11 protein-coding genes are annotated in these 15,292 nt (G+C 68.3%); 7 read left to right on the top strand and 4 right to left on the bottom strand.

The window, feature by feature from the left end; genetic code table 11:
• The first annotated feature begins 17 nt into the window (after positions 1 to 17).
• Positions 18 to 3,353, top strand: a complete 3,336-nt coding sequence (locus GSI01S_RS13370; RefSeq protein ID WP_006897111.1) for an arabinosyltransferase domain-containing protein — start codon at positions 18 to 20, stop codon at positions 3,351 to 3,353.
• Positions 3,350 to 6,730 (top strand): arabinosyltransferase domain-containing protein, encoded by a 3,381-nt coding sequence (locus GSI01S_RS13375; protein ID WP_233500126.1) that lies wholly within the window; start codon positions 3,350 to 3,352, stop codon positions 6,728 to 6,730. Before GSI01S_RS13370 ends, GSI01S_RS13375 begins: the two co-directional genes overlap by 4 nt.
• Positions 6,731 to 6,791: 61 nt before the next feature.
• Here GSI01S_RS13375 and GSI01S_RS13380 read toward each other — a convergent pair whose 3' ends face one another.
• The gene (locus GSI01S_RS13380) at positions 6,792 to 7,112 is read right to left on the bottom strand and encodes a putative quinol monooxygenase (RefSeq protein ID WP_006897113.1); all 321 of its coding nucleotides are present in this window, start codon (positions 7,110 to 7,112) and stop codon (positions 6,792 to 6,794) included.
• Positions 7,113 to 7,260: 148 nt separating this feature from the next.
• Positions 7,261 to 8,757, bottom strand: coding sequence for an MFS transporter (locus GSI01S_RS13385; RefSeq protein WP_006897114.1), 1,497 nt, complete (start codon positions 8,755 to 8,757; stop codon positions 7,261 to 7,263).
• Positions 8,758 to 8,814: 57 nt separating this feature from the next.
• Here GSI01S_RS13385 and GSI01S_RS13390 point away from each other — a divergent pair, with 57 nt between their 5' ends.
• A complete protein-coding gene (locus GSI01S_RS13390; protein ID WP_006897115.1) occupies positions 8,815 to 9,495 on the top strand; it encodes a TetR/AcrR family transcriptional regulator in 681 nt (226 codons plus the stop codon).
• 8 nt (positions 9,496 to 9,503) lie between these two features.
• Here GSI01S_RS13390 and GSI01S_RS13395 read toward each other — a convergent pair whose 3' ends face one another.
• Positions 9,504 to 10,238: a VIT1/CCC1 transporter family protein gene (locus GSI01S_RS13395; RefSeq protein WP_006897116.1), complete on the bottom strand. Its 735-nt coding sequence runs from the start codon at positions 10,236 to 10,238 to the stop codon at positions 9,504 to 9,506.
• Positions 10,239 to 10,382: 144 nt separating this feature from the next.
• Between GSI01S_RS13395 and GSI01S_RS13400 the strand changes: the two genes are divergently transcribed.
• From GSI01S_RS13400 to GSI01S_RS13415, 4 genes are all read left to right on the top strand, one after another.
• A complete protein-coding gene (locus GSI01S_RS13400; RefSeq protein ID WP_006897117.1) occupies positions 10,383 to 10,850 on the top strand; it encodes a DUF2231 domain-containing protein in 468 nt (155 codons plus the stop codon).
• A gap of 106 nt (positions 10,851 to 10,956) precedes the next feature.
• Positions 10,957 to 11,367: a helix-turn-helix domain-containing protein gene (locus GSI01S_RS13405; RefSeq protein WP_006897118.1), complete on the top strand. Its 411-nt coding sequence runs from the start codon at positions 10,957 to 10,959 to the stop codon at positions 11,365 to 11,367.
• A gap of 74 nt (positions 11,368 to 11,441) precedes the next feature.
• Complete coding sequence (locus tag GSI01S_RS13410) at positions 11,442 to 12,044, top strand: PIN domain-containing protein (RefSeq protein ID WP_006897119.1); 603 nt, start codon at positions 11,442 to 11,444, stop codon at positions 12,042 to 12,044.
• A 165-nt stretch (positions 12,045 to 12,209) separates the two neighbouring features.
• Positions 12,210 to 13,688: an HNH endonuclease signature motif containing protein gene (locus tag GSI01S_RS13415; RefSeq protein WP_006897120.1), complete on the top strand. Its 1,479-nt coding sequence runs from the start codon at positions 12,210 to 12,212 to the stop codon at positions 13,686 to 13,688.
• Positions 13,689 to 13,729: 41 nt separating this feature from the next.
• Here the strand turns inward: GSI01S_RS13415 and GSI01S_RS13420 are convergent, their stop codons facing one another.
• On the bottom strand, positions 13,730 to 15,280 hold the full coding sequence (locus GSI01S_RS13420; RefSeq protein ID WP_006897121.1) for an acyl-CoA carboxylase subunit beta: 1,551 nt from the start codon (positions 15,278 to 15,280) through the stop codon (positions 13,730 to 13,732).
• Positions 15,281 to 15,292: the final 12 nt, after the last annotated feature.

The following is a 15,292-nucleotide window of genomic DNA, read 5'->3' on the forward strand; positions in this document are numbered from 1 at the left end:
GACTAACGTCATAGGGCGTGCCAGACCCGACTCCCACTCCGCCGGACGCCGAGCCCGACCGTCCTTCGAGCCCGCTGACGGCGTCGACCGCGCGATGGGTCGCCATCGTGGCGGGCCTCATCGCCGTGGTGGCTGCGATCGTGACTCCGCTTCTGCCCGTGGCGACCACGTCGGCCACCATCTCTTGGCCGCAGGGACAGTCACTGAATCCCGACAACCCGTCTATCGTCGCGCCGCTCATCGCGCAGACCGCCCAGGACGTCGACATCACCCTCGACTGCCGCGTCCTCGCGCAGCTACCCGCAGGCAAGACCACCGTGCTGTCGACGATGCCGCCCGGCGCGCAGAAGGCCGCGAGCAAGGCCCTCACGGTCACCGCTACCGATTCCGCGGTGTCGGTTCTGTTCCGCAGCAATCTGGCCGCAGTCGCCGATCGGGGCGAGATCGCCTCGGGTCGATGCGAGCGTCTGCACATCTTCTCCTCCGCGACCGCGACGGGGGCGCAGTTCGTCGGTCTCGGTCCGGCGAAGATCCTCGAACCCGACACGCGCCCGCAGATCGACGGCCTGTTCACCTCGCTCACCGCCGCGCAGGTGAAGGCCGCAGGTGACGGAATCCGCTCCCGAATCGTCATCGACGACCGTTACGAGAGCCACGCCTCGGCGGCCAAGATCGCCGCGATGGTGATCGCCGTGCTCGCGACTCTCGTCGCACTGTTCGCACTCTGGTGCCTCGACCGCATCCACGGCCACACCGGCGCCCTCATCGCACGAAGCGGCTCCCGGCTGTCGCGACTGCGTCCCAAGGTCTACGACCTGGTCGTCAGCGGCGTGCTGCTGCTGTGGACCTTCCTCGGCGCCGGCGCTCCCGACGACGGTTACATCCTCAACATGGGCCGCACCGCGGGCGAGGCCGGCTACATGTCGAACTACTACCGGTTCTACGGCATCGCCGAGGCACCGTTCGACTGGTACTACAGTTTCCTCGCCCTGTGGGCGAAGGTCTCTCCGACCATCCTGTGGATGCACATTCCGCAGCTCGTCGCCGGCGTCGCGTCGTGGCTGATCCTCTCGCGCGTGGTGCTCCCCCACTTCGGCAAGGCCGTCGCGAGGAACGCATGGGCCGAGTGGACGGTCGGCGCGGTCTTCCTCGCCTTCTGGCTGCCCTTCTGCTCGGGTCTGCGCGGCGAGGCGATCATCGTCCTCGGTTCGCTGCTCACCTGGTGGGCCACCGAGTCGGCCATCACCCGCAGGCGGATCCTGCCCGCCGCACTCGCCGCGACCGTTGCCGGACTCACCCTCGCACTCGCGCCCCAGGGCGTGGTCGGTGTGGCGATCCTCCTCGTCGCCGCACGCCCGATGCTGCACGTTCTGATCGACCGCCGGCGCGAATCGGGACTGCTCGCACTCTTGGCTCCCATCGCCGCCGCCGGGACCGTCGTCGCCGTCGTCGTGTTCCGCGACCAGACGCTGATGACCGTGCTGGAGGCGATGAAGATCCGTTACCAGACGGGCCCCATCGTGCCGTGGCACCAGGAGTTCCTGCGCTATTACTTCCTGTCCGTCGGCACCCCCGACGGCGCGCTCGCCCGCCGGATCCCGGTACTGCTGACATTCGTCGCCGCGTTCCTGGTCGCCGCCGTGCTCCTGCGCCGAGGCGGCATCAAGGGCGTCGCCACCTCGCCCGCTTGGCGGATGATCGGCGCTTTCGGCGTCACCCTGATGCTGCTGTTCGGCACGCCCACCAAGTGGACGATCCAGTTCGGCGTGCTCACCGGTCTCGGATCGGCCCTCGCCGCGCTCGCGGCGATCGCGATCGCACAGAGCGGCGCCCGTTCGCTGCGGAATCTGTCCGCGCTGACCGCGGGACTGCTGTTCGCACTCGCCGCGGCGGCCGCGGGCACCAATGCCTGGCCGTACGCGTACAACCTGGGCATCCCGTGGTTCAACATCGCACCGGTGGCCGCCGGTTTCGAGGTCTCCACCATCCTGCTCGCGCTGGCCGTGGTGGCCGTCGCCGTCACCCTCTGGCTGCATCTGCGCAACGACTACATCGCCAACAAGGGGCTCGCCCATCACGCCGAGGGCGTCCCGGACAGCCCCGCCGACAAGCGCCGGATCGCCCTCGCGTCCACGCCGCTCCTGGTGATCGCCTCCCTGATGGTGGTGGCCACCATCCTGGCCTTCGGCCGCGCCGTGGTCATCCGTCACCCGGCGATGACCGTGGCCTCCAACAACGTCGACGCGCTGACCGGGAACACCTGCGGTATGGCCGATCAGGTTCTCGCCGAACCCGATCCCAACGCGAACATGCTGACCCCGGCCGGTGGCGCGTCGCCGACCGCCGCGCTCACCGGCGCCGATCCGGTCGGGTTCACCCCGGACGGCATCCCCGACGACCTCTCTCCGGACACCCGCAGTTCCCGCGCCGGTCAGATGCACGTGGGCGGTTCCACCTCCAAGCCCTTCGCCATCATCGGCGGTCTCGGCGCCGGCACCACCGGAGGCGTCGGCCCGAAGACGGTGAACGGCTCGACGGCGCTGCTGCCCTTCGGTCTCGATCCGAAGACCACCCCGGTGCTGGGCAGCTACGGGTACAACGCCAACGCACACCTGACGACCGGCTGGTACGAGCTCCCGGCGCGCGACGCGTCGCCGCTGATCGCCTTCGCCACCGCGGGCGCGGTCTCGACCATCGACGCCGACGGCGTGCCGACCTTCGGACAGAAGCTGGTGGTCCAGTTCGGCAAGAAGGGCCCGGGCGGCTCGTTCGTGCAAGTGGGCCCGGAGGTCGTTCCGATCGATCCCGGACCGGTGATTCCCAACCGGCCGTGGCGCAACCTGCGCGTTCCGATGACGCAGGTGCCGCCGCAGGCCGAGGTGATGCGCCTGGTGCTGGCCGACACCAACCTGGGCCCGATGCAATTCATCGGCATCACGCCGCCGCGCGCCCCCAAGTTGCAGACCCTGCAGGAGCTGGTCGGCTCCACCGCACCGGTGCTGATCGATTTCCCGGTGGCCGCGCACTTCCCGTGCCAGCGACCGCTGGCGATCCGGCACGGTGTGGCCGAGGTCCCCGACTGGCGCATCCTGCCCGACTACGTGACGGCCAACTCCCAGTCGAAGACCTGGATGGCCGCCAATTCGGGCGGTCTGCTCGCCGTCACCGAGGGCGCCACGTCGCAAGTCACCGTCCCGACGTATCTGCGCGACGACTGGCATCAGGACTGGGGCTCGCTGGAGAAGGAGTTCCCGCTCAGCCCGGGCGCGGTCCCCGCCGCCATCGTCACCGATCCGGTGCGCACCTGGGGCTGGACGCGAACCGGGTCGATCCGGGTGGAGCCGAGTAAATGACCGAGCGTGACGGGAATGAAGAAACGGTGACCGTGAACGATTCTCCGCAGACCGCCGAGGCCGGAGCGACCGGCCGCCTGCGTCGGCTGAAGACGCGCGACTACCGCAACGCCAAGCTGGTCGCCGCGGTGGCCGGTCTGCTCGGCTTCGTGCTCGCGGCGCTGACGCCCATCCTGCCGATCGATCAGAAGACGTCGGAGCTGCACTGGCCGCAGAACGACGCGGTCACCAACGTCACCGCGCCGATGGTCTCGTACGTCCCGACCTCGATGGACGTCTCCGTGCCGTGTTCACTGGCCCGGAGTCTGCCCGCCGACGGCGGCGTCCTGATGTCGACCGTGCCCAGGCAGGGACGTCAGGCCACCGCGCGCGGGTTGTTCGTCCGCGCCACCGACAAGTCGATCAGCATGATCGTGCGCGACGTGGTGCTGCTCTCGACTGACCGCGCCGCGGCGCAGAGCGACCCCGGCTGCCGCTTCGTGATGACGGGCGACGGCGACGGCGTCACCGCATCGATCGAGGGTGTCGCGCCCGGCGACAGCACGTCTTACCGCACCGACGATCCGGACATGCGGCCGCAGATCCTCGGAGTGTTCTCCGATCTGCCCCGTGACGTCTCACGCGACGGTCTGTCGTTGAACGCGACCGTCGACACCCGCTTCATCAACTCCCCCACGCCGCTCAAGCTGGCGGCGATCATCGTCGGCATCATCGCGACACTGTTGTCGTTGCTGGCGCTCGGGGTGCTCGACGCACGGGACGGCCGCGGGCACAAGCGGTTCCTCCCCGCCGGATGGTTCACCATCCGAGGCCCCGACGTCGCCGTCTTCCTCGTCCTGGCCGTGTGGTGGCTGATCGGCGGCAACACCTCCGACGACGGCTACAACATCACCGTCGCCCGGATCACGAGCGAGGCCGGCTACGCCGACAACTACTTCCGGTACTTCGGCGTCCCGCAGGACCCGTTCGGCTGGCACTTCCAAGTCCTGTCGTGGATGACGCACATCTCGGTCGCCACCCCCTGGCTGCGTCTGCCGAGCCTGCTGCTCGGTCTGCTCGGCTGGTGGCTCATCAGCCGGGAGGTGATCCCCCGGCTGGGTCGGTCGGTGCGCAACAGTTCGGCGGCCGTCTGGACCGGCGCGATGGTGTTCCTCACCATCTGGATGCCGTACAACAACGGCATCCGCCCGGAACCGGCCGAAGCCGTGGGCGCGCTGCTGACCTGGTGCTGCGTGGAGCGCGCGATCGCCACTCGGCGGCTGCTGCCCTACGCGATCGCCGCGATCGCCGCGGCCTTCACCCTGGCTCTCGCGCCGGGCGGTCTGATGGCGGCGGCCGCCCTGGTGGCGGGCCTGCGCGGGATCGTCAAGACGATCGTCGACCGGCGCCGGCGCGACGGACTGCTCCCGATGATCGCGCCGCTGCTGGCGGCGGGCACGGCCGTGCTGTTCATGATCTTCTACGCGCAGGCGCTCGCACCGCTGCTGGAGGGCAACAAGGTGGCGGGCGAGGTCGGCCCCACCGAACAGTGGTGGCAGGAACCGGTCCGCTACTACTACCTGATCCTGCAGACCGGCGACGGCACCTTCCCACGCCGCTTCGGCATCCTGATGATGATCCTGGCGCTGGTGATCGCGATCTTCCGGCTCGCGTCGAGGCGATCGCCGCAGGGCATCGCGCGGGCTCCGATGTGGAGGCTGGTCGCCGTCATCATCGGCACGATGTTCTTCACCTCCTTCACCCCGACCAAGTGGACGCACCATTTCGGCATCTACGCGGGTATCGGCGCGGCGCTCTGTGCGGGCGTGGCGGCGATGATGGCCCCGGCCCTGCTCCGTTCGCGGCGCAACCGCGCATTCTTCGCGTCGGCCGTGTTGCTGGTGACGGCGGTGTCGGCGGCGGGCACCAACATGTGGTGGTACGTCGGAAGCTATGGCGTTCCCTGGTGGGACCGCCCGGTGGCCCTGGGCGGGATCAAGCTGAGTTGGATCGTGCTCTTCTTCGCCGTTCTCACCGCCGCGGTGGGTCTGTGGTACCACTTCCGTGACGACTACGTCGACGACGCGACCCGCACCGGCACCGTCCGTACCGGCTTGGCTCGGTTCAAGTTCTCGCCGTTGCCGGTGATCGCCGGACTGCTGGTCGTCTTCATGCTCGGCTCCTTCGTCAAGGGCGCCTGGGTGCAGCGCGACAGCTGGTCGTGGGCCAAGTCGAATGTGCGCGCGCTCACCGGCGACGAGTGCGGGTTGGCCAACGACGTCCTCGTCGAGGACGATCCGAACGCCGCGATTCTGCATCCGGCGGCCGTCGACGGACATCCCGCGCCGACGCCGCGCGCGGCCCTCTCAGGCCAGAACGTCGGCTTCACTCGAGACGGCATCCCGGCCGGAACGTTCATCGATCCGCTGGAGGAGAAGGACGGAACCGACGAGGACACCGATCCGGCGACCGCACCCCCGACCGCCGGGGGCGGCGCCGCGACCGCGGACACCGCCGACAACGGCACGGACGACACCGAGCAGAATCCGGTGGGCGCCGAGCCGACGGCACCCACCAGCGCCGTCCGGCTGCCCTACGGCCTCGATCCGGCCACCACCCCGGTGCTCGGCAGCTACGGCTCGCCGGGTGTCAACTCGGTGACCACCGACTGGTACGACCTCGGCTTCGAGGCGGGCCGCGCCCCGGCCGACAAACCCCTGCTGACCGTCGCCGCGGCGGGTTCGATCGAGGCGGTGAACGGCCTGGGCGCCCTCACCCCCGGACGGAAACTGACCGCACAGTTCGGCCGCCGGGAGGCGAACGGCCGGGTGACCCCGCTGGGCCGGGCGCTGACGCCGGTGGACGCGATGGAGCAGAAGTACTGGCGCAACATGCGGTTCGCGTTCGCCGACGCACCGCCGCGCGCCGATGTGGTCCGGCTCAGCGTGCTCGACGACGCCGCCGCGGTCAACGAATGGGTGGCGTTCACGCCGCCGCGCGTGCCCGCACTGCGCACCCTGAACGACGTCGTCGGGCGGACCGACCCGGTGTTCATCGACTGGATGCCGGGACTGGTGTTCCCGTGCCAGCGGCCGATGGCCGTCAGCTACGGAATCCTCGAGATCCCGGACTGGCGCATCATGCCCGACGCCGACGCCACCAAGCGCAACAGCCAGACCTGGTCGGCGGGCGTCAACGGCGGTCCGCTCGGCATCACCGACGGACTGCTCAAGGGCACGCTGGTGCCGACGTACCTGCGCAACAACTGGGGCCGCGACTGGGGCGGCCTGGAACGGTACGCGATGGTGGTCGACGCCGAGCCCGCCGAGATGGTTCACGGGTCGCATCAGGTGAGCGGACTGTACAACCCCGCGCCGATGCGCTCGAAGGGCTACTGAGGCTCCGCTCGGGAAAGGGGTGAGCAGCGGATCGGACCGGCTGCCGCGGGCCGCGGCGTTCTCAGTCGATCCGCAGCTCACCCATCTCGTCCCAGCCGTCGCCGTCGACCTGACGGGAGACGATCCTCGGGGTCGAGACGAGGTGCGGGCGCATCGCCTCCAATCCCGCGGCGAAGTGGTCGCTGGAGACGTGCGGGCCCGCTCCCTCGTCGGTGAAGGCCTCGACGAGCACGTACTCCGACGGATCGTCCAGGCTGCGCGACCACTCGAACCACAGGTTCCCCGGCTCGGCTCGCGTGGCCGCGGTGAATTCGGCCACCACCTCCGGGAACCGGCCGACGCTGTCGGGCTTGACCTGGAATTTGACGACGATGAAGTACATGCGGGTCCTGTCTGGAGTTGGGACGATTGCCGATCCCATTATCGGTCGTCCCGCCTGTACCGGCCACGGATCGCGGCGCCCGGAGGTCAACGGCAGTCGGTGCGCTTCTCGTGCCGGGCCGAGGTGAACAGGTCGATCGCGTCAATCGTCATGAGGGTGTTCCTTCCAGTCTCTTGTCGTTCGTATCGCCCTTCTCGTTCGCATCGCTGCGGTCACGCGCCGCGGCCTCCACGAGCGGCGTGACGGTGCGCGTCCGCCAAGGCGTGCGGCGCGGCAAGAGCACGATCGCCGCCACTGCCGCCAGGGCGAACAACCCGGCGGCCACAGCCAGCCCCAGGGCGTAGCCGCCACTCACCGCCACGGGGTCGACCGACGTCCCCGATCGGTGCGCTGCGATGGTGGCGAGGGCTGCCACTCCGACTGCACCGCCCAGTTGCCTGGAACTGTTCATGAGTCCGGAGGCCATGCCCGCCTCGTGCGGAGCGACGCCGGTTGTCGCGGCGGTCGCGACCGGCGCCAGGACCAGGCCGACACCGACGCTGGTGAGGATCGACGGGCCGAGCACATCGACCATGAAGCTGCCACCTGGATCGATCGTGGCGAACCAGCAGAGTCCGGCCGCCGCCACCACTGCCCCCGGCACCAGCGCGGTTCGCGGCGAGTGCACCGCCGTGATGCGGACGGCGACGACGGTCCCGGCGATCAGTCCGGCCGTGAAGGGCAGGAACGCCACTCCTGTGGTCCCCGCGCTCAGGCCGAGGATGTTCTGCATGTACAGCGATACGAGATAGAACGCCGCGAACTGCCCGGCAGCTGCCAGGAAGACGATGATGTTCGCGCCCGAGACCCACCGGTCGGCGAGCAGACCCGGACGCAGCAGCGGTGCGGCAGACTTCGCCTCGATCACGATCAGACCCGCCAGGAGCAGCCCCGCGGTGGCCAGCGTCGCGATCGTGATCGCTGATCCCCAGCCGACGGTGTCGGCGCGCACGACGCCGAGCACCAGAAGTACGGCAACGGCGGTCGCGGCGAGCGCGCCCGGCCAATCGAGCCGCTGACCCCGTGCGGACGATTCTCCGGCAGGCACCCCGAGCGGGATGAGCGCGAGCGCCGTCATCACGATCGGAATGTTGACCAGCATGACCCAGCGCCAGCCGGCGTACTCGGTCAAGAGTCCGCCCGCGAGCACCCCCAGCGCGCCGCCGGCCGCATTGACCGCACTCCAGACCCCGAGGGCCCGCACCCGGGCCCCGCCCTCGGGAAACGTAGCGGTGAGCATCGCCAGTGCCGACGGTGCCACCGCCGCGGCACCGAGGCCCTGACCGGCACGGGCCGCGATCAACTGCCACGGCGCGTGCGCCGCGCCGCCGGCAAGGGAGCAGACGCCGAACACGATCAGTCCCGCGACGAAGACCCGGCGGCGGCCGTAGAGGTCGCAGGCGCGTCCGCCCAGCAGCAACAGTCCGCCGAAGACCAGGGCATACACGTGCACCACCCACGACAGATCGAGCGGAGCGAAACCCAGGTCGAGCCCGATGGTCGGGAGCGCGACGGTGACGACGGACATGTCCAGAGCGACGATGAACTGAGCGACGCAGGCCGCGGCGAGCACCACCGTCGGCTTCCCGATCCTGTTTTTGTACATGTATAAAAACTAACGGCGCGCCCCTCGATTGTCGACCCCTGAGGAATGATGAGGGGCATGGCGCAACCTTCAGTTCCCCGAAAGAGCACAGGCAGGCCACCACGGATATCGCTCTCGGAGATCCTGGACGCGGCGCGCCGCATCGTCGACGAAGACGGTGTGGACCGCCTGACGATGCGGCGGCTGGCGTCGGAGATGGGAAGCGCGCCGATGGCGGTCTACCACCACGTCCGGAACAAGGACGAGTTGCTGGTGATGCTGTTGGACGACTACGCCGCGCAGAACCTGCGGCGATTCGAACCGCCGGAGCGGGCGCGCGATCGCGTCCTGTGCGGGGCCGACGCGATCCACGAGGCCCTCGTCGGCTGCCCGTGGATCGTGGAAGTGCTGACCGCCGACGATCTGCTCTCGACCTCGGCTCTCTGGTTCGTCGAACAGATCGTCGACGGTCTCGTGCAGGCCGGCCTGACGCTCGATCAAGCCGTCCGCGGGTATCGGTCGATCTGGTACTACACGGCGGGTGAGATCGTCGTGAAGACCACCGCGGCGCGCCGGCGGTCGGACGACCGCCGCACCACCTTCCGCGATCAGGTCTTCGCCGACCTCGATCGCAGCGAACTACCGAGACTCGCACAGGCCGCCGACCGCTGGGCGTCACTCACTTCGGCTGACACGTATCGCGAGGGCCTGGCCGCGCTGGTCGACGGGCTGCTTCAGTCGGTGCAGTCCCAGACGTAAGCCCCACCTCACCCGACGGCGGTCCCGACCAGCGAACCGATGCCGTATGTCACCGCCATCGCAATGCCGCCACCGATCACCATCCGCAGTGTCGGCCGCCACGGCGACGACTTGCCGAGGTACGCACCGAGGACCCCGGTGGCCGCCAGTGCCACAAGCACCGCGACCACCGCCACAGGGATGCGCCACTGTGCGGGCGGTACCAGGATCGCGATCAGCGGAAGCAGTGCTCCCACGGTGAACGACACCGCCGATGAGAACGCGGCCTGCCACGGGTTGGTGAGTTCGTGCGGATCGATTCCGAGTTCGGCCTCAGCGTGGGCGGCGAAGGCGTCCCGGTCGCTCAGCTCGGCGGCGGCCCGCCGCGCCGTCTCCGGTGACATGCCCTTCTTCTCGTAGATGCCCGCCAGTTCCTCGAGTTCTTCTTCGGGCTGGTTCCGCAGCTCCCATTTCTCCTTCGCGAGCATCGCCGCCTCGGTGTCGCGCTGCGTGCTCACCGACACGTACTCCCCCAGCGCCATCGACACCGCGCCCGCCGCGAGGCCCGCGATCCCCGCGGTGAAGATCGGACCGCGGTCGGCGGTCGCCGCGGCCACGCCGACGACGATGCCCGCCGTCGAGACGATGCCGTCGTTGGCGCCCAGGACTCCGGCGCGCAACCAGTTGAGCCGGCTCGCCAGCGCGCCGGTGTGGGGCTCGTCGGCATGCCCGCCGTCGGGCGTCGGCCTCGTCTCCGTCGTCATGAATCCATGGTCGCAGCTGGTCAGCGTCCCGGCAAGCAAGGTTTGGCAGGGCTGAGAAGTGTGAGCCGAGGGTTACCCGTGAACTTCCGTAGAGTCCGGCCGCGCGTCCTGACCGGTTCCCGCCGATACCGTAGATTCACTCGCATGGACACCATCAACGGGCTGCCCGCGCACCCGCTTCTCGTACATTTCGTCGTGGTCGCGGTTCCAGTCACCGCACTGGTGGCGATCGCCATCGCCGTATGGCCCAGGGCCCGGATCGCCCTCGGCGTCTTCCCGTCGATCCTCGCACTCGTCACGTTGATCGCCGTGCCGATCACCACATCCGCTGGTGAGGCATTGGAAAAGAAGGTCGGCTCGACTCCTCAGCTGGAGCAGCACACCCAGCTCGGCGACGAGCTGATCCTCGCGGTCGGTCCGCTGTTCGGGCTGATCGCCCTGCTCCAACTGCTGCGGTATCCATTCGTCACCGAACGGATTCCGCTGTCGGACAAAACTATCGGAGTCGTCGACGCCGTCGTGCGAGTCGCGGTCGTCGCAGCGGCGATCGCCTCGCTGGTGATGGTGGTGCTCGTCGGCGACAGCGGTGCCCGCGCGGTGTGGGGCGGTTAGTCTCGCGGCGGCTCAGCTGCCCGACAGAGTCGGATTGCAGAAAACCAGTTTCACTTATAAGTGCAACTGGTTTAGTGTCGAGACAACGACTGGGAGGTGTGTAGCGATGAGTGCAGTGATCGATCGGGGCGTCGGAAAGACCACAGTGACCGTGACGTCAGACCAAGTGTCGCAAGCCAGTGCAGTCGATCTGGCGGCCCTGCGTGCGGCGGTGCCGGCAGAATTGGCTGGAGTCCTTATTGAGGTGCTCCGGATCGTCGCCGCCGGCGGGACGGTAACCGTGGGATCGATGCCGGATGAGCTGACGACCACCGCCGCGGCAGACCTACTCGGCATGTCACGACCGACATTGATGAAGCTGATTCGAGATGAACAGATAGTTGCGCACAAGGTCGGCACCCACACTCGACTGAACACGTCCGACGTTCTCGCCTACCGAGACCGGCTGCGTGAGCAACAGCGGGCAGCGTTGTGGGAGCTACGCGAGTTCGAGCAGGCGGAGGACCTAGACTACTGAAACGGCACCTCCTGTCGGCGACTCTGTCCCGCACGGGATCTATTGTGACTTGAGTGACTTCAGGAGTGCCGAACGTGCTGCCGGATGCGAACGTGCTTTATTCGCGAACACTTCGGGACTGGATTTGTCTCCTCGCCGCGAGATCAGGTCCGCCGCTGTTCCACCTGCGCTGGACCGAGGATGTGCTCGCCGAACTGGTTTACCACCTGCGCAAGAATCACCCGCATTACTCCGATCACCAGGTCGGCGGCGTCCGACAACGGATCATCAAAGTCGCGGTGCACGGTCGGATCGAGGGATACGAGGTCGACTCGGCGTTTGAGTACACCGATGAGTACGACGCGCATCTGCACGCCGCGGCTGAGCACGGCCGCATACAATACGTCGTCACCAACGATCGAGGATTCCACCGGTTCGCCGAGGCGAACGACGAACGTCTCGGATACGAGGTATATACCCCCGACGACTTCCTGATGCTCGTCCATCGGGACGCAATCGCCACCGTCCGCGAGGCTCTACTCGACCAGATCACCTACCATTGCCGTCTCGGCAGACCGTTCAACCTCGCCGATCGCCTCGAGGCCGCTCAAGCCCCGACCTTTGCCGCCGCGATCCGCGCGATGATGCAAGCCCCGGCTGTCGCGGAAGCGCTATCCCGCGCGTCGTCCTCGACCTGACCCGCACTGATTGCCCGCTGGGCAGGCGAGTCTCTCATTCCCTCCTGGTCCCCTCTCGTCAGCCAATGAGTGCGCTCGTTGTCAGAGGGGATCGGTAAGATTCGAACATAGAAACACAGCAGGAGTGTTCTCGGACACTGTGCAGGTCGAAAGGGGGTGGGTTCGATGGTCACGTCAGAAGTGCTGCTCCCGGACGACCCGGCCGCCCTCGCCCGCCTGTTGGAAGCTGCGGCAACCAAGTTCGCGTCCCTGCCACTGTCCGCGGTCCCCGAAGACACCCTGCTGGAAACCGTCGAGACATTGGAACGTACTCATCGTCGTCTCGACGGTGTCGACGCCGCGGTGCTGGTGGAGGTCTCCGACCGCGGCGCCTATCGCAAAGCCGGATACCTATCGGTGCACCAGTACCTGGCGCAGGGGTTACGGCTCGGTGACGGTGCCGCCCGATCCCGACGCGTCAGCGCCGCCGGCATCGGACGATTCACCGACCTACAAGGCCAAACCCGCCCACCGGTACTGCCGGCGACCGCGGTCGCGGTCGGCGAGGGAGCGATCGGCGCCGACCACGTCCGCGAAATCGACGCCGTCATGGACAAGATCCCCACCGCCATCGACGCCGACACCCGAGCACGCGCCGAGGCACAGCTGGCCTGGGTCGCCCGCGAGCTGAGTCCGGCCGGTGTCCGCACCGCCGGCATCCGACTGCTCGCACACCTGGACCCGGACGGAACCGTCACCGACGAACGCGACCGCAAACGCCTGCGCGGGTTCGCTGTGCTGCCCCAAGATCTGCGGTTGATGAGCAAAGTCCGCGGCTACCTCACCCCGGCCCTGCGGGCGGAAATGGAAGCCGCACTGCCGTCGTGGGCCGCACCGGGAATGAACAACCCCGACGACCCCGACTCCCCATCCGGGACCGTCGAATCGGCCGACCCGGCCGCCCTCGCCGCCGCCGTCGAACGCGATACCCGCACACCCGGGCAGCGCACCCACGACGGTCTGCAAGCCCTGCTGCGCGCCTCCCACACTGGTGCTGGGGGTGGTCGGCGGTCGGGTGATCTGGTCATCACCGTCACCGACCACGAATTGGCCGAGCACGCCGGGATCGCGTTGACCGCGACCGGGACCCGGCTGCCGGTGACGGAGTTGATCGAAGTCGCCGCCACCGCGACCCCGCACCTGGCCGTCTTCTCCGCCCACACCGGACAAGCCCTCTACCTCGGACGGGGACGCCGGCTCGCGTCGCGGGCACAGCGGTTGATGCTCTTCGCCCGCGACCGCGGCTGCACCGCCCCCGGCTGCGCGGCCCCGTTCACCCGCACCCAAGCCCATCACTTCCCCGACTGGGCCGACGGCGGACCCACCGACATCGACCACCTCGGCGCCGCATGCGGACGCCACAATCGCTCCGTCGGACCCCGCCCCGGCCAATGGCAGACCACGATCCTGATCGACGGACCCCACGCCGGCAGAGTCGCCTGGCGACCCAGCGGCAACACCAGCCGCGGCGGGACAAGACCGCCCGGATGGCGGATCAACCAGATCCACCACGCCGAACTACTCCCGGACCACGAACCCCAGCCGCCGCCCGAACCCAGCGAATCTCGCATCGAGAACTACCTCGACACCCTCCTGGCCGCCTGACAACGAGCAGAGACCGGCCGCGGCCGGAAGGATACCGATCGCTAGATCGGCATCAAGTAGTGCTTGCGCGGGTTCCGCAGCACCTGCTTGTCGCGCAGCTGTGCCAGCGCCTTGCGGAGTTGGAGTCGAGTCTGCGCGGGTTCGATAACCGCGTCGACGTACCCCTTCTCCGCGGCGAGGTACGGGGTCGCCATCATCGCGTTGTAGAAGGCGATGAAGTCCTGCCGGACCTTGTCGGCGTCGTTGGCCGACAGACCCTCGGTCTGCTTGCGGGTCAGCACGGCCGCTGCCGACTCCGCACCCATGACGGCGATCTTGGCCGTCGGCCAAGCGAAGTTGATGTCGGCGCCCAGCTGCTTGGAGCCCATCACCGCATACGCGCCGCCGTAGGCCTTGCGCAAGACCACGGTGATCTTCGGAACGTCGGCCTCCACGTAGGCGTAGAGGAACTTGCCCGACCGCCGGATGGTCCCCTTCTGCTCCTCCACCAGGCCCGGCAGGATGCCGGGGGTGTCGACGAGGAAGATCAGCGGGATGTTGTAGGCATTGCAGATCCGGACGAAGCGCGTCGCCTTCTCCGCCGAGTCAGTGTCGAGGGTTCCCGCCATGACGCTCGGCTGATTGGCGACCACGCCGACGCTCCGACCGTCCACTCGCGCGTAGCCGGTGAGGATGTTCGGGGCGAACAACTCCCCGACCTCGTGGAAGGCGCCGTCGTCGAACAGTCGGATGATGATGTCCCGCATGTCGTAGCCGGCATTGTCGTTGTCGGGCATGAACGTGTTGAGGCTGAGGTCCGACTCCGTGATCTCCGGCTCCAGACCCGGGTTGATGATCGGCGGCTCCTCGTGTGCGCTCGACGGCATGTACTGCAGGTACTCGCGGACCCACTCGAATGCCGCCGCCTCATCCGGTGCGATGTGGTGGATGTTGCCCCACCGCGCCTGGTTGTGGGCGCTGCCGAGGTCTTCGGCCGAGATCTCCTCACCCGTGGTCTGCTTGATGACGTCGGGCCCGGTGACGAACATGTAGCTCTTGTCCTCGACTGCCACCAGGATGTCGGTGTTGGCAGGCGTGTACACCGCGCCGCCCGCGCATTTGCCGAGGATCACCGAGACCTGCGGCGCCAGACCCGACAGCAGGTCGTTGCGGCGTCCCATCTCGGCGTACCAGGCCAGCGATGTGACGGCGTCCTGAATGCGGGCGCCGGCCGAGTCGTTGATACCGACCATCGGGCAACCGAGCTTGCCCGCCCACTCCATCAGCGCCGACACCTTGCGGCCGAACATCTCACCGACGGTGCCGCCCATCACGGTCTGGTCGTGACTGAAGGCGGCCACCGGCCGTCCGTGGACCAGCCCGTGACCGGTCACCACGCCGTCGCCGTAACCGGTCTCCCCGGCTCCCGGCATCTTGGCGAGCGCACCGACCTCCACGAAGGTCCCCGGGTCGAACAGCAACTCCAGCCGTGCGCGCGGCGACAGGATGCCCTTCTTGGCGCGCTTGGCGATCGCCTTCTCGCCCCCGGGTTCCTTCGCCAGTTCGAGCTTCTCGCGCAGATCGGCGAGCTTGGCAGCAGTCGTGTCAGTCACTACGTGTGCCCT

It is taken from the genome of Gordonia sihwensis NBRC 108236 (genome assembly GCF_000333035.1).
Lineage (GTDB): Bacteria > Actinomycetota > Actinomycetes > Mycobacteriales > Mycobacteriaceae > Gordonia > Gordonia sihwensis.